This window comes from Paraburkholderia terrae (assembly GCF_002902925.1).
Taxonomy (GTDB): Bacteria; Pseudomonadota; Gammaproteobacteria; order Burkholderiales; family Burkholderiaceae; genus Paraburkholderia; species Paraburkholderia terrae.
Genome location: NZ_CP026113.1, coordinates 1,453,953 through 1,472,442, shown reverse-complemented (window position 1 = coordinate 1,472,442; position 18,490 = coordinate 1,453,953). Strand labels below are relative to the sequence as shown.

Genomic DNA, 18,490 nt, shown 5'->3' with positions numbered 1-18,490 from the left:
TGTGACGATCGCACCAAAGTTATAGAGGACAGCGCTTCCTCTTGGATCGGGCCAAATCGGCACCGTGTCGCTACGAACTCTGCAACGATTGTTGTCGACACAAGACTGTGTGACGCTTCTGCTATTTCGTCGTCGACAATCGGCCGGTTACACGAGCGCACAGAATTTTTGATCGATCGGAAGGGCCGAAGTGCGGTAACAGATTTGTCCAGGCTTAACGACCATTTCGGATTACGCTCTTTGGGTAGCAGGTCAGAGCAGTCAACTTGACATGTTCACTATGCAGCAGAGAGACTGGGGGTTACGAAACCAGGGGGGAAATCCAGATAGTGCTTAGCTTCAAATCAAGCGAGGCAGCCATGGCACAGAATCGTTGATAGATTCTTATCTGCGAGTGAGCGGCTCCGGGGTGGGGCCGCGAACTCGGGTACAAACCGGCGCTCCGTCGCGCCATGCAGATACTGTGACGTATAGAACTAGCTACTTGGTGCACTCGCTCCGGACGCGAAAGGCTGTCGCAGAGATGATGGCGATCTGTTTGCTTCTGCGCCATCGAGCTCGCACAGCAAAATTGCCTCAGCATCAACCGGATATCCAGCATGAATGAAATTCTCCGCCGCGCGGATCGCGAGGCTATCCATCTTTTCCAAGCCAGCCGGGATAATGCCAGCGCCGATGATTTTGTGAACTTGCGGCGGTTATCGGCGATTTTTCCACTGTCGTCGATGGCAACCTGACTCATGTAACGACTACCATCGTCGCATTCACCGTAGCCCAGGACGAGTGAGATGCCGTTTTGTGTCGCTGCTGACTCAATTCGCTGCATTCTCTTATCGCCCAAGTTCGAGGCAATTTTCGTGGAAGGGCACTACGAACTTTGCTCCCCACATGGCGGTGCCGAGCCAGATCCACCAAGGGTATCCCGGAACGAACAGTTCCGGGAGTGCGACAAGCTTTGCGCCGTTGTCAGCTGCTTCCTCGATGATCCTCTTCGCCTTGTCGATCGTACATCAGCATCCATCCATACCGGCTCAGCCTGTACGGTTGCGGGCGGGTGCGTCAGACCAAACTTGTCGGGTTTGTGCAAGTGCGTCGGCATGTTCATACGCTCACGACAAGTCGTGCGTCGCATCATGAACTGCAGTTTGTGCCAAAAAGATAGAACAGGACTGGATAGCCCGTTAGTCAACGATACACACGAAAAATATAACGCACAGTTTTAATCCGTGACATTACCGAACAACACTCGATACTTATCTGTGGAGTATGAAGAAGCACCAGAAATATTTGTTAGTTTGGGGTGGTGGTCAACGCCCCGAGACTCCTTTATGGACAAGGATGACAGGCGATTCGACGGAATATCAAAGGGATATCCAAACGGGATGGGAGTCTCGTTTTCAGATGATCTGCTAGCATCATTTGAATTTCGTCTGCTTCTTTTCACGCTTAACGGTGGCTTCTATAGTCGTGCCATAACCGAGATTAGATACGTTGCAGGTGTGCACGGCCTACTAAAGGTGTCGGGTGGATCGATAGGAACACTGTTCCCCCTCGAGCTTCGGGACGTTTCGTATTGCACTGAGGTGTAGCACGCCAGTCGCTGTTTGCAACCACCGCATCATTTAACGCGAGCTGTTGCGAGTCTGGAAATTCGGAAGTGGTTTATCAAAAAAGTGGAGGCAAATGCAATGACGGATGCATCTCGTGCGGACGGCGACAACGATTCGTCTGAAGATGTACGTGCTAGCAGTAAATCCGAGTTGACTCAAGAAAAGGCGGATGCAGCAGTGAAAGCTCCTCCTGCAGAGTCTCCCGGCAGGATGGTCGAAGTGCCGGAGGATGTCAGCCATGTCGTATTCGCGTTGTACGGCTTTCAGGCACGGCGACCGGAGGCGGCGAAACAATACATGGATCAGCTCCGGAGATTGTTCGCTGAAACACAGGGCCCAAATCAGGTGGAGCGCGCTCACTATATCGATTCTGATGGCTACCATTGCGACGTGCTCATGGCCTACTGGATTGGCCGAGAGGAGTTTAAAAAATGGAGTGACACTGCAAGCGTAGTTATGTGGTGGGCTGGTTTGCCGGCTGACCCTGCGAGCGACGTTGGCTTTTGGCGCGAGGTTATGTGTACGCCGAAGGAGCGCTTCCAGCACTCAACTTTCATCGACAAGAAGGCCGCCATCGCGCTATTACTACCGTTGGTTCGATCGCCGCATTTCGGATACACGGGTAGCGGCCGGGACCGTTATGCCGCGTCCAAGTACGATGATTTCGAAACGCCGTATGCGGATGTACCCGATGCTGTCGTGCGGGCAAGCAAGGGCAAGCGCATTCGTATCTCTATTCCCGACAATATTTATTTTACTCGTGAAGGACAGAACTGGGACAGCGCCGTGGAAGCAGACCGTGCCATGTGGCGTGAAAGCATGGAGCCGGTGATTGGGCAATGGGTCGAAGCGCTGCAGCATGAACCCAAAACCACGGGAAGTCTCAGTATGCGTCCGTGTAGGGAGCAGGACCTCGAATCGGGGGCGGAAATAGAGCGGCAATCACAGTTCGGTTTTGTTATATCCCGTCGTCACATTGAACATGCCGCGAGAACACATCCGACCCATCTCTCGCTGTTGAAGAGCTGGAGGGCCTTCTCAAACGACGTAGCCGAAAGAGCCAGATCGGGTGGGATCGATTCTTGGGTGCATATCTGGGTCGAGGGGCACATTCTGAAGAAGGATGAGCTAGACGCGCAGTACGTCAACTGCCATCCCCGGACAGGACTGCTGCCTTACTTTGTTGCAACAGAAGTAGCGCCGGATGTCAGCTTGTGCTTCGAGTAGGTGGAGATTTCGTAAAAACAGTGGTGCTCTCTAGAGGTATTACGATTTCTACTCTAAATAGACAAAGATTGGAGGAGATATGGCGAACGCCGCGTGGACAATGGATGTCCCGACCGCAGAGGCTAAACAGTTGGTGCTCGAAGGTGCTTATCGTAAAGTTACGTTGCATCTGATTCCGTTTGTTTTTGTTTGTTACCTTTTCAACTATCTGGATCGCGTTAACGTTGGCTTCGGGAAGCTTCAGATGTTGGATGCGCTCAAATGGAGCGAGACTGTTTATGGGCTCGGCGCAGGGATCTTCTTTGTTGGCTATGTACTGAATGCAGTTCCGAGCAATATGCTTCTTCTGCGGTTTGGAGCGAGGAGGGTGCTCGGCACGCTCATGTGCGCGTGGGGCGTCGCCTCGATCTCGTTGATGTTTGTTGAAACACCAGGGGCTTTCTACACTCTGCGTTTTCTCGCAGGTTTTTTTGAAGCGGGCTTTTTTCCGGGCATCGTTCTTTACTTTACAAGCTGGTTCCCGTCCTCGCGTCGGGGTCGAATCATGGGTATGTTTGCTTCGGCGGTGCCTCTCTCGGGCCTGATCGGTAGTCCGCTGTCAGGTTGGATGATGCATTTTTTTGCCGACAAGGGTGGTCTCGCCGGTTGGCAGTGGATGTTTTTGCTTCAGGGACTGCCAACCGTCATTCTCGGGTTGCTTGGCTATCTGGTGCTCAACGATAACATCGGCGAGGCGAAATGGCTCAGTGACGAGGAGAAAGGGCTGCTTGTTGCAGAACTGGCAGAGGACGAGAAGAGCCGCCGCGAGATCGCTCAGACGTCGGAGACGTTTCTCAGCGTACTGCGGAACTGGAACGTGTGGTTGCTCGCGGTCGTGTATTTCTGCGTGCTGATGGGCTGCTATGCGATCAGCTTCTGGCTGCCCAGCATTATCAAATCGCTTGGTTTTCAGAGCGTTGAGGCCATCGGCTGGATCAGCGTCATCCCGTATTTCTGCGCGACCGTGTATATGGTCATGATCGGACGATCGGCTGACGCACGCCGGGAGCGTCGTTGGCACCTCTGCGGATCAATGCTAATGGGCGTGTTTGGTATGATTTTATCCATATTATCAAGCGGAAATCCGGTCGTTGCGGTGATCGGTCTTTCCCTGGCGGCCAGCGGCTTCCTCGCGGGAATGCCGATGTTTTGGCCGCTACCTGCTGCGTTTCTAGGTAGTGCAGCTGCGGCGGGAGGTATCGCGTTACTGAGCTCTCTCGGTCAGACCGCCGGCTTCGTCAGTCCTTTCCTGATTGGTTGGATCAAGGATCTGTCCGGTAGTACAGACGTAGCTCTATACGTGATCTCCGGGTTGGTGTTCGCAGGTGCTCTGCTTGTAATGCGCGTACCGGCAAAAGTCGTCAATCGATAGACGACGCGGCCGCCGTCGCCGATGGAACACGCCACGGCGCGCCGCCAAGAAGCACGCTTATACCGAGCACGCGGCCGAAGGCGGTATCACGCTGGACCGCGACCATTCGAGCCTGGTTAGATAGCGTCGAAGCGCTGCCGCGTATTGTCGCCATGCCGTCGACGAAAGCGAGGTTACTCGCCAAAGGATCGCTTGGTAGCCGCGCTTCCGTGAGGCCGAACTCAGTAGGCAGCCTTCGTACGCCAGGGACCGGCGTACGGATTCTGATTGCCTTGGGGCGACCAGTTATCCATCTCGGCGCCGTTCGGATTGGTTTGATAATGGCCTTGTGTCTCCGTACCATTCGAGTGGAATGTCTGAATGTCCGCTCAAATAGTGCTGACCGGTAGAGTTTCCGTTCCGTTAGACGCGGGTGGCAGGTAGCCGTGGCTTGAACAGTGAGCGAACGCAAAGCCGGCATGCGCAATGAGTGCCACAAGGGTGATTTTCTTCAGGTGTTCCCCGGTCGTCTATTCTAGTTGCCGAGCCCGGAATAGACTTAAAAGCTCCAAACGACGGCCTGCGGCTTCGACAACGCTATGCCGAAGCTTCAGCCTATTTAAAGACAGCTCCAAGTGGTCGAGATTTAACATCCGGACGCGACAACAGCCGGCGTTGCACTACGATCTTGGTTGAATGCGTCCGGATGCCGGCTTATCTTTCCGTTATGCCGCGCCTTTGTAGATATTGGCCTGCAGGGCGTCGCACGATAGCTACACACCTCAGTCTGATACTTGCCGCATTGCACAAATTTGGAGACTCTGATGCGCACGGCTCAGACAGTCGAGCTGGATAGATCGGTGTGCGCTCCCTAACACTTGAAAAGCGGCACCAAGCTCCCGCCGACGCTGAGAATGCAATTTATAAGATAAGTCTGTAAGTTAATAAAATTAATTCAATTGTGTGGGCGAGATCATCATGACATTGTCAGGAAAACATTCGATATGAGTAAGCGGAGTCGAACCTGAGATCTGAAAAGCAGCGTCTGGAACGAGGACGAAGTTCGATAGACGTTCTGGTGAGACTAAGCGAGCCGATACATATCGTGGATGTCTCAACAGTTGCCGCGCTGGTGGTAACGTGAACGTCACCAATGGCATTTCTATGAAGCGTTTTGAAGCATTGGCCTACGCAATGGCTGACGAGATTCGCTCGGGCCGGCGTCCCGTCGGGTCGCGCATGCCGTCGTTGCGAGAGCACACCACGGAGCAGCGTGTGAGCCAATCGACCGTGTTTCGTGCCTATTACCTGCTTGAGGAATGGGGACTTGTCCGGGCCCGTGAGCGTTCAGGCTATTTCGTAGCTCCTGGTGCCGCGCCCGCACCTCGAGTGCGGCAGGTCGACCAGATGTCGGTTGCCGAGGTTAGATCGACAAAGGTCGATGTCAGTGACCTATTGTTCTCTGTGCTCGATGCGATCAGAGATCCGGAAGTGGTCCCGCTTGGCTCTGCCTTTCCTTCGCCACAATTGTTCCCATTGCAGCGGCTTGCAAAGTCTCTATCGCACTCGAGTCGCGTGATTAGCCCGTGGAGCACCGTGACGGATTTGCCACCAGGAAACGAAAGCCTGCGGCGCGACATCTCGCGGCGCTATATGGGGCTGGGCATTGCTCAACCTGTGGAGGAACTGGTTGTGACGAGCGGTGCTCTCGATGCTCTAAATCTGTGTCTGATGGCAACTACAAGGCCGGGGGATGTTGTCGCTATCGAATCGCCTGGATTTTACGCAGCCCTCCAAGCCATTGAACGCCTAGACTTGCGCGCCGTCGAGATTCCGGTAGACCCTGTCTTCGGCCTCGATTTGGAGGCGCTCGAACTTGCGCTCCGGAGTCATCCCATCCGTGCCTGCTGGTTTATGACCAGCTATCAGAATCCAACGGGCACAACGATGTCGCGGGAGAAGAAACAGGCGCTTGTGGAAATGCTGGCGGATCGAGATGTGCCGCTCATTGAAGACGATGTCTACGGCGAGTTGTACCATGGCACCGTTCCCCCATTGCCGGCTATGACGTTCGATCGAAAGGGGCTTGTGATGCATTGCAGCTCATTTTCGAAGACGCTCGCTCCAGGTTACCGCGTTGGATGGGTAGCGGCTGGTCGCTATGCTCAAAAGGTACAGCGACTGAAGCTTATGACCACGCTATCAGCAAGCATCAATGGACAGGCGGGTATCGCCGATTATCTCAATCACGGCGGTTATGACAGACAATTACGCAGGGTGCGCTTTGCGCTTCGCAGCCAGCTCGATGCGATGAACGCTGCCCTTCAACGCTGGATGCCGGACGGCGCGAAGTGGGCTCGCCCCGAAGGCGGGTATTTCTTGTGGCTTCGGCTTCCGCCCGGTGTCGACGCGATGCAATTGCATCGCCGTGCGCTAGCGAACGGAGTGAGCATCGCGCCCGGGCCGATATTTTCGTCGCAGCAAGCATTCGGAAACTACATCCGGCTGAATTTTGGGCACCCGTGGAGTGACAGGATGCAGGCTGCTATCGAAACACTTGGCCAGCTGGTATGGCAGGCGAGGAGATAAGTCATAGCGTCAGGCGCTGCAAATAGTTGCCCGCTTACTTCCTTTGCGTAAGTGAGTCGGTGAATCACGTGCAAGCGCGTCGCTTAAGCGAGAATCGCCTTCGCAGTCAGATCGGGCTATCCCCGGAGAGGCAGGCAGTTGCCGAGTCGAATGCGTCGATGCTGCCATATGCGCGCGCCATGATATGTGCACCCTCCAGTATCGCCATGACCCGCACGGCGCGAGCTTCTGCGTCTTTTCCCCCGATGCGTAGCCGCAGATCATCCACGCAGCGACGGAAAAAGATCCCTGTTTCCTGTTTGACCTCGTCAGGAATGCCGCCTGACTCGGCCGCTAGCATTCCAAAAAGACACATCTGTCCGTTAGCGATGCCCTCACGAAAAACCGTGCGGTAACGATCAATCACTTCGGCCGGTGTCTCGCCTTCTCTTGGCGCCGTGTTCTCGAAAATCTGATCAGCGTAGCGTCGCGCTACGGCGGCGGCCATTGACGCTTTTGTCGGAAAGTAGTGATGAACGCTGGGATTCTTGATTCCCACGGCAGTCGCCAGTTCGCGAAAGCTGAACCCCGAATACCCCGCATCCTGAAGACGACCCTGTGCGAGGTCCATCAGCTTTTCAGCCATTCCACTCATTTTATCTCCCGCCTAGCACATGCTAGGTATTGACAAGTAGCAAAGTCGATCCTACCATGCGTCGAACAACCTAGCTAGCGCTAGGTATATTGATCTGACGAAATTGTCGGATGGAACGAGAAATCGGGTACGCAGGGCATCTGCGCCCGTCTCACTGTCACACGGAGAATGCAATGGCGCACGTAGTACAGTTCAATGAAGTCGGAGGCCCGGAAAAGCTTGAGATCGCTGTGAAACAGGTCGGCGAACCGGGCGAGGGCGAAGTTCGAATCGCTGTAAAAGCAATTGGCTTGAACCGCGCGGAGACTTTGTTTCGTAGCGGTCAGTACTTCGAATTCCCGGTTTTCCCAGCGAGTTTGGGATACGAGGCTGCTGGCATCATTGAGGCCGTTGGCCCTGGCGTCAAAGATATTGCAGTGGGTGACGCCGTCTCAGTCGTGCCCAACTTTTCGTTCAACGACTATGGCATGTATGGCGATGTCGTGCTTGCACCGGTAACCGCCGTAGTCAAACATCCGCCCAGCCTGAGTTTTGAAGAGGCCGCCGCTTTGTGGATGGCCTACCTGACGGCCTACGACGCGTTGGTCGGTACCGCGCAACTTTCGAAGGGCGAGTTCGTCGTGATCCCGGCCGCTTCGAGTAGCGTTGGCATTGCGGCTATTCAGATTGCAAACAAGCTCGGAGCCATACCCATTGCATTGACGCGAACAAGCGTCAAGAAGGAGCAGATCCAGAGCGCAGGTGCTGCTCACATTATTGCAACCTCAGAGCAGGATCTGGTCGAAGAATTGAAAAAGATCACAGACGGCAAGGGCGTGCAGGTGATTTATGATCCCGTGGGCGGTCCTACCTTTGCTAAGCTGCTGGAAGCTGCTGCTCCGCGCGCCCGAGTGATCATCTACGGCACCCTCGATGAGCCGACCGTGATTCCGCACTTCCCGGTGTTCACGAAGATGTTGGTGATCACGGGCGCAATCCTGTTCACGACAACGTACGACCCAGAAAAGCTAAAGGCAGGGGTCAAGTGGATTACTGAAGGTCTCGAATCTGGCGCACTCAAACCAGTCATCGATAGGTCGTTTCCGTTGAGTGACATCGTCGAGGCGCATCGCTATCTGGAGGCGAATAAACAGTTCGGCAAGATTATCGTAACCATCTAAGAGACGTTTGGCAGATTTCTACACGTATTGTTTGAGCCCCACGTGGGTCGCGTGGGGATTGTTTTGGTAAGACCTTTTGCTTTCACTCCTCCCCACGTGAAGGGGGCGGCATGGGCCGCGATACCCTCCACACGCGCGATTCAGCCCAACGCGTTGAGTACCTCGCGCAGTCCGTACCGGCGCTGTGGCACTTATTTGTTCATCAACATCAGATGTGGAGCGGTGAGGCTTCGTTACCCGTCTGACACATCAGCAGAGTATGGTTTGCGCGTCGCCATTCCGATAGGTTATTCGGTCTGACGCAAAGTATCTGACACGCTCTAGTGGCGAGCTACAGAGTGGAAGCTGAATCGATTTGAACCCGATTTGAGTGAAAGGATGAAAACTTTTTTCGGAGACGGGATGCTTATCCTGCATGGCATGCCACATGCCGGAGTTCGGAAAGCCAATAGGCAACGACTTCTCAGAACGTCTGTATGCAGGCCGAAGCAAGTCGGCGCTCGTCCGCTCGCTTTCACCATTTAAGGTACCTTGGCGCTATGGCTGCGGCGACGCCGGCCGTCGCGAGAATTGCGAGCAGATACCAGACGCTCCAGAATGGGACTGACATCTCCGAGCAGTAAAGTGTGTAGACAAGGACGCCCTCGGCGCCAGCGAGCAATCCGACCGCTGCTCCGGTGACTACTGGCCGCGTCGGGGCAAGCCCTTTCATGGTATGCATCACCGCAAGTAATGACGGCGAGGAAAGGATAACGATGTCTGCAGTTGTGCCTTTCCATGTCGTGCCGAGCATGAGCTGAAGTCGATATCCCGGCGGCGTAGCAAACAGAACCACAATTGCGGCCGAAAGGATCGAGACGATGGGTAGCGCCGTCGCGAGCCATGCCAATTTTAAACGAGCGCCCGGGCGACCAAGTCGTTCAACGAGATTTATCGCGGCCACAATTGTTGCAAGCGGAAACGCGAGTCGGATCCAGAACATCGCGGTCAGCATAAGCTGCGGCATGTCGCTGCGGATGTCAAAAAGAACGATCAGGAGGGCGGTGTTGCCACCAAGCCCTATTATTGACGCACGGCTGAGCCGAGTTGAGGCGGCGTCAAAGTCAATGGCTGAGATATTGCTAGACAGCCGTGCGATCAGATCCCGAGTTTCCATGTCGTTTCTACCAGGGGAAGAAGATAACTCTCTCTCGACTGGAATTCAATGCAACGGAGTGACCAACACGGCGCGTACGCTTGGGCGCCCGTTTGCGATATAGTCAGTAAAAAAGTTGAGCCAGAGTCTGGTCAACGGTTCAGGATCTCGGCGAGCGGTCTCCCAAGAGATAGTCTATCGAGATCAAACTTGGCCCCCAAGCTGCAATGCTCAAGGCCATTGCCGCCCAGGTCAGATGAACAGGCCACCCGTCCGGCACAGTGAGTTCGATGATACACGTCATCAAAAGCAGACCTAGCGCGGCAAACCTCGTTCCTATTCCAAGCACGAGCAGAACAGGAAAGGTGACCTCACCGCAGGCCGAAAAAAACGCAAAAACAGCAGGAACAGGAAAGTGATAGGGTCCGCCCGGCAGATGCAACTGGAATTCGTCCGTAAACAGATCGATAGCGGTGTCGCTTAACTGAAGGAAGCCGTGCCATTTGAGAATACCTGATCTCCAAAACGGCACGGCAAGTGCCAGTCGCAATACAAGCTGAACGAGCCACGGTTGTGCGAGTGTTTCAATGAGTCGCCTGGCTTTACTCGTCAGCCCCGCGATTCCGCCGATGGCGGGCGTGCTGAGATGTTGGTTATTTGACATTTTCAATCTCCATCTTGAATAGCCGTAAAGACACCGGCTGAAATCATCCCGGCGAGGTTGGCCGACAGATCGAACAAAGGGCATTCTTCGCAAGCAGTCGCAACCGATTCTCCCAGCGATGCGCCCTTGATAAGACATGTCAGAAACGTTGCTCCGCCTGGAGGAAGCCGCGATACGATTACTTCCTGCCCCGGGCGCGTTATGAGGCCATCTTCGGATTCGCCGGAGCGCAGTGGTACAACTGGCCCATCCGCCCTGTTCATTGCAAAGATCGCGACCGCTGGATATATCGATCGAACAACGCTTACCGCCGGATGCGGGACGAAACGAACATCTGGCAGAGCAGCTTCTTCGATGGTCGCCACTGATTCCACCAAGAGCACAGGCAGATCGGCGGCATGGTATGCGTCCATCCATGCCCGTTCAATCCGGGCGGTGTCCGCGAGCCAAGGCATTTCTTGCGCATACGCGTAGCCTTCAATGAACGCCGGAAAGTCCCGCCCGTACTCGAAGAGCAGCGGGGACGAGGGCGGTGTTGCACGTACGTGAAAACGAGCCATGGCGCGGAAGAACTCGCCCCCCGTAATGCGTTGCACGGCTGGATAGATTGCCGCAAGCGCATCGATAAGGCTAACCGTAACGTTGTTGCGATAAATGTTATATCTGTCTGCCAAGCTATTATCGGAGATGGCAACAATCCCGACGGGAGCAGCGACCTCAGGGGTAAGAAGACCGGACGCGAATGCCGATGTGTATTCGAACAGACGTTCGTCAGCTCCCATGACTGGCTCCCTCCTGGATATTTGGGACGTATTCGTTCATGATTCGGCGGGCGGTCAGGGCCTGTTCGCGCAGCACCGGCCACTCGGGCAACTTGCTGTCCCATTCGATCAATGTTGAGACAGGACCGATTTGCGAGATGATGCTTTCGTAAAGCGTCCAGACAATATCCGGCACCACGCAGTCATGACTATCGATCAGCAGCAGATTGTTTTCGACGTCGCGTTGCTCCGTGTGCCCTGCGAGGTGAATCTCGCCTACGTCTTCAAGTGGGAAGTCGACGAGATATTCGGATGCGTCGTACCCGTGGTTGGTGGCCGAGACGAAGACGTTGTTCACGTCAAGAAGCAGACCGCAACCCGTGCGCCGTACAACTTCTCGGATGAAATCTGGCTCAGTCATCGTTGAAGATTTGAACGCGACATAGGTGGACGGATTCTCAAGCAGTATTCGACGCCGCAGTCTTTCCTGAATCTGATCTATGTGCTCGCATACCCTGTCGAGCGTGTCCCTCGTATAAGGCAAAGGCAGAAGATCATTGTAGAAACGCCCTCCGTGGGACGACCACGCGAGGTGTTCTGAGACCAGAGCCGGTTCGTATCTGATCACCAGATCCTGGAAGCGCGCGAGATGATCTACCTTCAGAGGCTCGCGACCTCCAATGGACATGCACACGCCGTGAACCGAGATGGGATGGTTTTCACGAAGTGCGGTCAGCGCCCTATGGGGCGGACCGCCAGCACCCATATAGTTCTCAGCGTGAACCTCGAAGAATCCATCATGCGGCTGTTCGGTAAGGATGGCGCTCAGATGTTCATGCTTGAAACTGGTTCCTGCAAGGATGTGAGCAGAGGGCGGTGCGTCATAGGAGCGGCCACGCACGCTGCTCGCCGATGTTCTGGTGGAATCGTTCATGGTCGCCCCTTTCCGCACGTCGTCGACGAGATCAGGACTTGGTCGGCGTAAGCGAGCCGTGGCCGCCGCCCGGCACCTGGATACTCGAGCACGTACCGCCCTGGACGAACTTCCAGGAATTGCCTTGGAAGTCCACCGTCGAGGTGCCTTGGCACGTGGTGCCGGGGCCTGCTGCGCAGTCGTTTTGCCCCTTCAGCGCCACGCCGTAGCACTTCTCTTTGTGTGCCGCGACGGCCGCGCCCATTTCCTCCTTCGTAAGCGGCGCCGCATGAGCAACCGATGCCAGAAGGGATGCAACAGCGCCCGCGAGAATTGCCGACGTGACGGAAGTTTTGGTGGACATTTGCTTTCTCCAGTGGTGGTTTGCATAGAAGGTATCCACAGTGGATACGCAAGTTAATTCGCGCTCCTTTCACTAGCGGTTACAGCGGCCGTGAAAACTTTTTCTCGCGCATGGTTGAACGAGGCGCCCGGCCGCAGTCGCGCGTTCGAACTGCATATGTCGTCGCGCGTCAAAAATTGCAGAGACCGTCTTTCGTGTAGGTGGACACGTGGCGATAGGACATATAGCAACCGTTTTGTTTCGATGCGCGAGCGAATCCGGAGCCGTCAAAGAGCGACGGGATTCAGCAGTAGCCGCTGAATCCGTAACGACCTGGTCAGTCCGTTCAAAAACGTCGCTTCACGAGATATCAACAGGGGGATATCTCATGCGACTGTTGTCGATAGGCGAGACTGCGGCTGAACTGGGTGTAGCGGTAGGTACCCTGCGACGCTGGCATCGGCAGGAATTATTGATGGCGTCATGGCGGACTATTGGCGGGCATCCACGCTACCTGCATCACACCGTGCAGACCTTGACTGGTGCTGAGTCTGGAACGGAAAAGACGATCTGCTAGGCCCGTGTTTTCTCGCACGATCAGGCCGAGCAGCTAATGACGCTGGCTTCGCGGCTGCAGCAGCATCGTGTCGAGGCCGGTTTCCCCAGAATCGAAGTCATTTCGGACGTCGGGAGTGGACCGAAGCACCGCGAAAACGCTGCTGTGATGACTGCACGAAATCCTTCGGAGCGTGTCGCGCGCCTCGTGCTGGTGACGAAAGATCGGTTGCTGCACTTTGGCAGCTAGCTGCTTTTCCATATCTGTGAAATTTTTCGCGCCGAGGGCATTGTTCTTGATGCCGTTCCGGATTCCAGCCATGAACAGTAGCTTGCAGAAGTCCGCAGTAAGTTTTTGATTCCGAGCACGCGCACCGACGAGGTTGCTGGGAAGAAGACAACGGTTGCGAAGAAGGCGACCGGTGTGCGAAGAAGGCGACCGCTGCGAAGAAGACAACGGCTGCAAAGAAACCGACAGTCGCGAAGAAGACAGCCGCTGTGCGACACTGGCCGCGAGCAAGAAGATTGTGGAGAGTCCGGTCGCGCCGAAGTGGGTCACAACGGCGTTAGTCGAGACTCCGTCCGTTCCGCAGATGATTACTGCCGGCACCGACCAGCCGGCTACAGATTTCAGTAACTGCGGTCCTGCGAATCCACTTCGAGAGGTCGAGAGAGCGTCATGGCCCCAATTAAAAGAGGATCGCCATAAGTTTGTCACGTAGATAGGGCCCCGGTGCACCCGAAGCCCTTCTTCATCTGCACGCAATTATGCAATTGGCGAGCTTGTGCCTTCCTACGTTAAACGCTGACTGCGTGCGGCGGGCGGAAGAGGATGGCGAGACACGGCGAATGTCGGTGTCAACGGCGTATTTGGGCCGCTGGCAATTTTCGCCCACATCCGCATTTGCTCAATGGGATCTGCGCTTTCGACGACATCGTATCCCGCGCTGGTAAGACGGTACTCGGCCGGTGTCGTGCATTCGGTCACCAGTCCCATGTCCTTCAGCAACGCAAGATGGAGTCTGATTTCGGGCCACCCATGGCCTTCTGCTTTGCTGACGCCGTTTTCAATTTCCTTGCAACACAAGGTCGGACTTTCATGTTCCTGCATGAAAGAGAGGATCGCCTTCAGAAGTTCGCTGTTCCTTCGCATGTTGACCTCATTGGTTAACTATCTGTGTATTCACGATAGCAGGATTAGGTTTCGGGCGCTTGATCTGAATAGGGAAAACGACGCACTCCAGGGAAAATACCTGGATTATTAATGTACGCCACAAGGGACGCGCACTACCGTTCCGTTGAAGACGTTGAGCAAACTGGGAATGACGTCGATTGGAGCGGCGGGGCGTGAGGCACACCATGTTACATGTGCGTTCGAGAATCAATGTATTTGTCTACGCGATAATGTCCGAATCAACCGTGCGGCGGAGGAAATCGCGGCTGCCAGCTCCTGGGTGTATTTACCTTCGATAAACGCCCACTCCAGTCGTCGGGCGATGTGTTCCCCGATCCCTTCTAACCTAAGGTCCGATCCGAAATCCGCGTCCATCATCCATTCGATTTGAAGATCAAACGGCATGTAGAAGCTGTCTGATTGGAGCATGAAACTGTAGAAAAGCTCCATGCTTCGATCTCGCCTTAGAATTCCGTTATAAAGCGAGATTTTGGTGTCAGCGGAGTGCTGGTTGAAACGGTCAATGATCGCTCGCTGAGCATCGTCGTAGGCGCTGAGCCGATTAGTTTCGTCTGTGCCGTACCTGAGTGCCCGCGCGGCTTCGGGGACACTGTAGATGAACAGTCCGGGGTTGCCAGTCATGAATGATGTCCCTGTGGCTGGTGGTCGTCTGGACGTAGTATCAATCTTCCAGCGCGATTACGCCAAAAACCCTCCAATTATTGCGATGAAGGAACGACTAGATTACCTCTGCCGGGATGAGCGTCGACCAAGCGTTCAGGCGTGTGAAAGCCTATCAAATCGGTATTGAAGAAATCGAACCCCTTCCAAGAGCGCTGCGGGGTCGTCCGCCAGTGCCGCATGCGAGATGCCAGGGAAACGTGTGACATGTGTAGCTACACCAGAATCAATAAGTCGGCAGGCATATTGTTCCGCTTCGACATGTAATACGTCGTTTTGTGCGGTGGCGATGAACGTTGAGGGCAGACCAGCAAGCCGTGTCGATTCAATAGGGGCAGCGTACGGATGCATGCGTTGCGCGATTTTCGGAAGATATGCGCGATAGGATTGTGCACAGTCGCTGGCGGTAATATCTGAAGCGAGGATGTGTTCGTCACCCAGTCGCGAAAGGCTTGGATCGAGCATCGGACCGAACAGCGCCTGGGCCTCTATGTGCAGCCCGCGATCACGGGCAATCAGCGTTAGGCCGTTTGCAATCGACCCACCTGCATCATATCCTGCCACCGCAATCTTTCTTTCGTCTGCTCCGTAAATGCGAGCGTGCTTTCTGGCCCATTCGGCAGCTCGCCATGCGTCTTCAGGCGCGGCTGGAAATGGAAACCTTGGTGCCAACGAATAGCCCACAGATACGACCAGTGCCGGCGTGTGCTGCGCAAAATGCCGTGCCACGTAATCCGCCTGTAAGACAGATCCACGCGTGAATCCGCCGCCGTGGAAATAGAGGAGAACCGGCACATCCTGCTTTACGTCCGTTCGTCGATAGACGCGCAGCGGAATAATCTGTGAGTAGCCTTCGATACGGATGTTTGCAACATCCAGTAGCCCGGAATCACGGATAACGTCAGCGCTATGCAAACGTAGCGACTCGGAGGTCTGTAAATCCAATATGTCCATGCAGTGAGTGCCATACTTGAAATGTGTGTATCGTGGATTGTGAATTCAGTCCATGTTTTGGTAAACAACCATAATCTAAAAACATATGTCTGAATGCGTGAACAATCGGCAGGTAAAACGAGCGATGCTGCTCGACCTGTTTGCTTAGCAGGCGTCTCCGCTCGGAGATTTCCCATGGACCGCTTTCTGGCTATGCAAGTGTTTACGCGGATTGTCGAGACGAACAGCTTCACTCGGGCGGCCGAGTCGCTGGGGATCCCGTGCTCCGGCGTTTTCACGGTCCTTCAGAGCCTGGAGACGTTTCTGGACGTACGGCTTCTGCAGCGGACAACGCGTCAGCTGTCGCTAACGCCAGATGATGCCACCTACTACGAGCGCAGCCTGCGCATCTTGGCTGACATTGAAGAAACAGAAACAAGTTTCCACAGCGAGAACAAGAAGCCACGTGGGAAGCTGCACATCGACATGCCGGGTTCCATCGGCAGGCTTGTCGTCATTCCGCGCTTGCGTGAATTCCGTTCAATGTACCCCGACATTGACCTCCAGCTTGGATTGTCGGATCGGCACGTCGACCTTCTACAGGAGGGTGTGGATTGCGTTGTGCGAGTCGGTGCATTGCAGGATTCGTCGCTTGTGGCGCGCAGAGTCGGCCTGTTTGAGTGCGCCACGGTCGCGGCGCCCGAGTATATAGAGAGGGCCGGCCTGCCTATGACGCTCGATGTCCTCGCAAACCACGAGGCCGTAAACTATTTTTTCAGTCGCACCGGGCGCTTGATGGACTGGTCCTTTCTGGTCGAGGGTAAGGAGATTGAGGTCAAAGTAAGCGGGAGCATGTCCGTGAACGATGCGGACGCGTACGTGAGGTGTGGTCTTGAAGGGTTCGGCCTGATCCAGCCGCCGCGCTTCATGGTGCTCAGGGACTTGCAGGAAGGAAGGCTGGTTGAGGTGCTGCCGCAGTTCAAGCCGCTGCTGATGCCGATCTCTGTGGTGGGTCGAGCAGATCTCGGACAGATATGTACGATGCGTACTCTGAATCGGCGTCACATTACAACATGCCGGTTGTGGCGGAGTGGGCGGCGGCTTGAGAGCGTCTGCGTTAAGGCCGGCGCGATCTGAAGTAGCAGCGCCTGAAAAAAATACCGGTCTTTCTGCGCACTGACTCGTTCCGGGATAGCATGATGTCCTGACCAGGTCATCGAACTGAAATGTCTCAAATTCTCCATGCGATTGCACAAGGATTGACAGTCACGCAGGTAAGATTGCGCGTGCTTGGTACATACCCGGATGTCATCTTTCTTGCCATCGGCCTTATAGAGTCGAGCCTTGTCGACGAGGTGGTGAGTGCGGCCGCGTGCGCTGAGATCAGACAGAGACACGGATCGGTCGATGACGCTGACTACGTGAATTACCTGGTCGAAGAAGCGGTACTTGGAGATCGAACAAAGAACTTGCGGGTCACGTCGCTTGCTGATTCGGCAACTGGTTAGCGTAAATGTTTGTTTTCATCCACACGTGCAGAATACCTATATTCTGGCCTGATCAAGCGCACCTGACGGTGCGTTTTTTTTTGTGCCTTTACACACTATGACTAATACGCAATCTCCTATGGATGGCAGCCGATCTTCAGCAGAATTGGAGGACCAGTCGGCTGCCGAAAGTGACCACGCGAAAAGAGTACAAGTATCGGGGACCACTGGACCGATCCGGCGCGGCTCTTCGGGGAAAGCGACGCACGGCCTGAACCCGTTGGTGCTCGCGCCACCTTCCGATCCAGGCGCCTTGATTTCGGTGAACAGTGCCGCGTTCAGCGCTCATGGGTGCAAAAACGACAAATACCTGACGTGCATGGTCGGAGTGGGCGCGAGCATTGGCTACATGGGATTCGTTGCAACCGAGGTGGGTTACCTGGTAAGCCCCTTGGACGCTTGGCGAAAGGCACTCGGATCGTCGAAAACACGGGCAACTACCCAGTTTTTGTCCTGCCTTAAAACGGCAACCACACTGCTGAACATGAATGTTATTGAAGAGGCGAGATCGCTCGTTCGAGGACGCGTTCCGGATGAACTCAGGTGCGACGGATCTGGTGATCGGTATATTTCGATCGATGACCTGGTCGACGGCGATCGGTATCGTGCACTCCGCCGATTCATGAGGCTACTTGCCAAGGCACTGGATGACAATAACGATTTCATCCATGAAAGGATGAGGTCATCCTTGACGCCTTATGTATGGATTGCCCACGCGATTATGGATATTTACGTGAGTGACAAAGCCTTCTTCGAACAATACATTAGTGTCGACCATACCTGGCTCAAAAGAGTCGTCGAGCGTTCGTTCATCTCCGAGGCGATAGAACAATACATGATGAACGTCACTCGCTATACACCGACCCCAATCTGACGCCCAGGCAGAATTGTGGGACTGGTTATCCCATCGTTCGCACCTGTCTTTGAAAGGTGCTCAGATATTGCCATCGGTGCGATTCAAGCGAGTTCAGCACCTGTCTCGTGTCGTTTGTCGCTATTCCGGGCTCAGGGTGGCAAGCACGCGTCGCCCATCCATCACTGGGTCATTCGTTTCACGCCGCCGCGCTTGCTACTCGACTGACCGTAAACCGGACGTTGGGCCCGATCGGAAATCGGCCATCAAGGCACCGATACGGTTCAATTGCGACGGTGTCGATTTCGGCGTATTGCCCCT

General features: G+C 54.9%; 18 protein-coding genes and 3 pseudogenes. 8 read left to right on the top strand and 13 right to left on the bottom strand.

Going from position 1 to position 18,490, the window contains the following annotated elements; translation table 11 throughout:
• Positions 1–536: 536 nt before the first annotated feature.
• From C2L65_RS45845 to C2L65_RS47345, 3 genes and pseudogenes are all read right to left on the bottom strand, one after another.
• Positions 537–689 (bottom strand): annotated as a pseudogene (locus tag C2L65_RS45845) (FAD-linked oxidase C-terminal domain-containing protein); the annotation flags it as partial.
• A 56-nt stretch (positions 690–745) separates the two neighbouring features.
• Positions 746–826: pseudogene (locus C2L65_RS47350) on the bottom strand (hypothetical protein); the annotation flags it as partial.
• A gap of 4 nt (positions 827–830) precedes the next feature.
• The gene (locus C2L65_RS47345; RefSeq protein ID WP_156132245.1) at positions 831–1,004 is read right to left on the bottom strand and encodes a nitrilase-related carbon-nitrogen hydrolase; all 174 of its coding nucleotides are present in this window, start codon (positions 1,002–1,004) and stop codon (positions 831–833) included.
• Positions 1,005–1,688: 684 nt separating this feature from the next.
• Between C2L65_RS47345 and C2L65_RS36345 the strand changes: the two genes are divergently transcribed.
• From C2L65_RS36345 to C2L65_RS36330, 3 genes are all read left to right on the top strand, one after another.
• Positions 1,689–2,837, top strand: a complete 1,149-nt coding sequence (locus C2L65_RS36345; protein ID WP_042304851.1) for a phenylacetaldoxime dehydratase family protein — start codon at positions 1,689–1,691, stop codon at positions 2,835–2,837.
• A 79-nt stretch (positions 2,838–2,916) separates the two neighbouring features.
• Complete coding sequence (locus C2L65_RS36340; RefSeq protein WP_042304850.1) at positions 2,917–4,248, top strand: MFS transporter; 1,332 nt, start codon at positions 2,917–2,919, stop codon at positions 4,246–4,248.
• A gap of 1,143 nt (positions 4,249–5,391) precedes the next feature.
• Positions 5,392–6,816, top strand: coding sequence for an aminotransferase-like domain-containing protein (locus tag C2L65_RS36330; protein WP_042304849.1), 1,425 nt, complete (start codon positions 5,392–5,394; stop codon positions 6,814–6,816).
• Positions 6,817–6,922: 106 nt separating this feature from the next.
• On the opposite strand, the gene C2L65_RS36325 is transcribed toward C2L65_RS36330, so the two are convergent.
• On the bottom strand, positions 6,923–7,441 hold the full coding sequence (locus C2L65_RS36325) for a TetR/AcrR family transcriptional regulator (RefSeq protein ID WP_158660424.1): 519 nt from the start codon (positions 7,439–7,441) through the stop codon (positions 6,923–6,925).
• Between the two features lie 182 nt (positions 7,442–7,623).
• Between C2L65_RS36325 and C2L65_RS36320 the strand changes: the two genes are divergently transcribed.
• Positions 7,624–8,610, top strand: coding sequence for a zinc-dependent alcohol dehydrogenase family protein (locus tag C2L65_RS36320; protein WP_042304847.1), 987 nt, complete (start codon positions 7,624–7,626; stop codon positions 8,608–8,610).
• Positions 8,611–9,124: 514 nt separating this feature from the next.
• Here the strand turns inward: C2L65_RS36320 and C2L65_RS36315 are convergent.
• The 5 genes from C2L65_RS36315 to C2L65_RS36295 all read right to left on the bottom strand — a co-directional run bounded on the left by C2L65_RS36315 (position 9,125) and on the right by C2L65_RS36295 (position 12,447).
• A complete protein-coding gene (locus tag C2L65_RS36315) occupies positions 9,125–9,766 on the bottom strand; it encodes a DUF1109 domain-containing protein (protein WP_042304846.1) in 642 nt (213 codons plus the stop codon).
• Between the two features lie 139 nt (positions 9,767–9,905).
• Positions 9,906–10,409: a DoxX family protein gene (locus C2L65_RS36310; protein ID WP_042304845.1), complete on the bottom strand. Its 504-nt coding sequence runs from the start codon at positions 10,407–10,409 to the stop codon at positions 9,906–9,908.
• A gap of 2 nt (positions 10,410–10,411) precedes the next feature.
• Positions 10,412–11,191 carry an HvfC/BufC N-terminal domain-containing protein gene (locus tag C2L65_RS36305; protein WP_042304844.1) on the bottom strand — a complete coding sequence of 260 codons (780 nt, stop codon included), beginning with the start codon at positions 11,189–11,191 and terminating at the stop codon, positions 10,412–10,414.
• Positions 11,181–12,104: an MNIO family bufferin maturase gene (bufB, locus tag C2L65_RS36300; protein WP_081920757.1), complete on the bottom strand. Its 924-nt coding sequence runs from the start codon at positions 12,102–12,104 to the stop codon at positions 11,181–11,183. Before bufB ends, C2L65_RS36305 begins: the two co-directional genes overlap by 11 nt.
• Positions 12,105–12,135: 31 nt before the next feature.
• Positions 12,136–12,447 carry a BufA1 family periplasmic bufferin-type metallophore gene (locus C2L65_RS36295; protein WP_042304843.1) on the bottom strand — a complete coding sequence of 104 codons (312 nt, stop codon included), beginning with the start codon at positions 12,445–12,447 and terminating at the stop codon, positions 12,136–12,138.
• A 367-nt stretch (positions 12,448–12,814) separates the two neighbouring features.
• Between C2L65_RS36295 and C2L65_RS47340 the strand changes: the two genes are divergently transcribed.
• Positions 12,815–13,003, top strand: coding sequence for a MerR family transcriptional regulator (locus tag C2L65_RS47340; protein ID WP_156132233.1), 189 nt, complete (start codon positions 12,815–12,817; stop codon positions 13,001–13,003).
• A gap of 33 nt (positions 13,004–13,036) precedes the next feature.
• Here the strand turns inward: C2L65_RS47340 and C2L65_RS45830 are convergent, their stop codons facing one another.
• The 4 genes from C2L65_RS45830 to C2L65_RS36270 form a co-directional block, all read right to left on the bottom strand.
• Positions 13,037–13,540, bottom strand: coding sequence for a hypothetical protein (locus C2L65_RS45830; RefSeq protein ID WP_156132232.1), 504 nt, complete (start codon positions 13,538–13,540; stop codon positions 13,037–13,039).
• 234 nt (positions 13,541–13,774) lie between these two features.
• On the bottom strand, positions 13,775–14,134 hold the full coding sequence (locus C2L65_RS36280) for a hypothetical protein (protein WP_233446622.1): 360 nt from the start codon (positions 14,132–14,134) through the stop codon (positions 13,775–13,777).
• Between the two features lie 228 nt (positions 14,135–14,362).
• The gene (locus tag C2L65_RS36275) at positions 14,363–14,797 is read right to left on the bottom strand and encodes a hypothetical protein (protein WP_042304840.1); all 435 of its coding nucleotides are present in this window, start codon (positions 14,795–14,797) and stop codon (positions 14,363–14,365) included.
• A gap of 135 nt (positions 14,798–14,932) precedes the next feature.
• Positions 14,933–15,790 carry an alpha/beta hydrolase gene (locus C2L65_RS36270; protein WP_052426787.1) on the bottom strand — a complete coding sequence of 286 codons (858 nt, stop codon included), beginning with the start codon at positions 15,788–15,790 and terminating at the stop codon, positions 14,933–14,935.
• A gap of 174 nt (positions 15,791–15,964) precedes the next feature.
• On the opposite strand from C2L65_RS36270, the pseudogene C2L65_RS36265 reads away from it, so the two are divergent.
• From C2L65_RS36265 to C2L65_RS36255, 3 genes and pseudogenes are all read left to right on the top strand, one after another.
• Positions 15,965–16,780, top strand: a pseudogene (locus C2L65_RS36265) (LysR family transcriptional regulator); the annotation flags it as partial.
• Between the two features lie 215 nt (positions 16,781–16,995).
• Positions 16,996–17,277, top strand: a complete 282-nt coding sequence (locus C2L65_RS36260; protein WP_042304839.1) for a hypothetical protein — start codon at positions 16,996–16,998, stop codon at positions 17,275–17,277.
• Positions 17,278–17,395: 118 nt separating this feature from the next.
• Positions 17,396–18,190, top strand: coding sequence for a hypothetical protein (locus C2L65_RS36255; protein ID WP_042304838.1), 795 nt, complete (start codon positions 17,396–17,398; stop codon positions 18,188–18,190).
• Positions 18,191–18,490 lie beyond the last annotated feature (300 nt).

Excerpts from the sequence above, each read along its gene's own strand:
- C2L65_RS36345 (WP_042304851.1), top strand. The coding sequence starts at position 1,689 with ATGACGGATGCATCTCGTGCGGACGGCGACAACGATTCGTCTGAAGAT.
- C2L65_RS36340 (WP_042304850.1), top strand. The coding sequence starts at position 2,917 with ATGGCGAACGCCGCGTGGACAATGGATGTCCCGACCGCAGAGGCTAAA.
- C2L65_RS36330 (WP_042304849.1), top strand. The coding sequence starts at position 5,392 with ATGAAGCGTTTTGAAGCATTGGCCTACGCAATGGCTGACGAGATTCGC.
- C2L65_RS36325 (WP_158660424.1), bottom strand. The coding sequence starts at position 7,441 with ATGGCTGAAAAGCTGATGGACCTCGCACAGGGTCGTCTTCAGGATGCG.
- C2L65_RS36320 (WP_042304847.1), top strand. The coding sequence starts at position 7,624 with ATGGCGCACGTAGTACAGTTCAATGAAGTCGGAGGCCCGGAAAAGCTT.
- C2L65_RS36315 (WP_042304846.1), bottom strand. The coding sequence starts at position 9,766 with ATGGAAACTCGGGATCTGATCGCACGGCTGTCTAGCAATATCTCAGCC.
- C2L65_RS36310 (WP_042304845.1), bottom strand. The coding sequence starts at position 10,409 with ATGTCAAATAACCAACATCTCAGCACGCCCGCCATCGGCGGAATCGCG.
- C2L65_RS36305 (WP_042304844.1), bottom strand. The coding sequence starts at position 11,191 with ATGGGAGCTGACGAACGTCTGTTCGAATACACATCGGCATTCGCGTCC.
- bufB (WP_081920757.1), bottom strand. The coding sequence starts at position 12,104 with ATGAACGATTCCACCAGAACATCGGCGAGCAGCGTGCGTGGCCGCTCC.
- C2L65_RS36295 (WP_042304843.1), bottom strand. The coding sequence starts at position 12,447 with ATGTCCACCAAAACTTCCGTCACGTCGGCAATTCTCGCGGGCGCTGTT.
- C2L65_RS47340 (WP_156132233.1), top strand. The coding sequence starts at position 12,815 with ATGCGACTGTTGTCGATAGGCGAGACTGCGGCTGAACTGGGTGTAGCG.
- C2L65_RS36280 (WP_233446622.1), bottom strand. The coding sequence starts at position 14,134 with ATGCGAAGGAACAGCGAACTTCTGAAGGCGATCCTCTCTTTCATGCAG.
- C2L65_RS36275 (WP_042304840.1), bottom strand. The coding sequence starts at position 14,797 with ATGACTGGCAACCCCGGACTGTTCATCTACAGTGTCCCCGAAGCCGCG.
- C2L65_RS36270 (WP_052426787.1), bottom strand. The coding sequence starts at position 15,790 with ATGGACATATTGGATTTACAGACCTCCGAGTCGCTACGTTTGCATAGC.
- C2L65_RS36260 (WP_042304839.1), top strand. The coding sequence starts at position 16,996 with ATGTCTCAAATTCTCCATGCGATTGCACAAGGATTGACAGTCACGCAG.
- C2L65_RS36255 (WP_042304838.1), top strand. The coding sequence starts at position 17,396 with ATGGATGGCAGCCGATCTTCAGCAGAATTGGAGGACCAGTCGGCTGCC.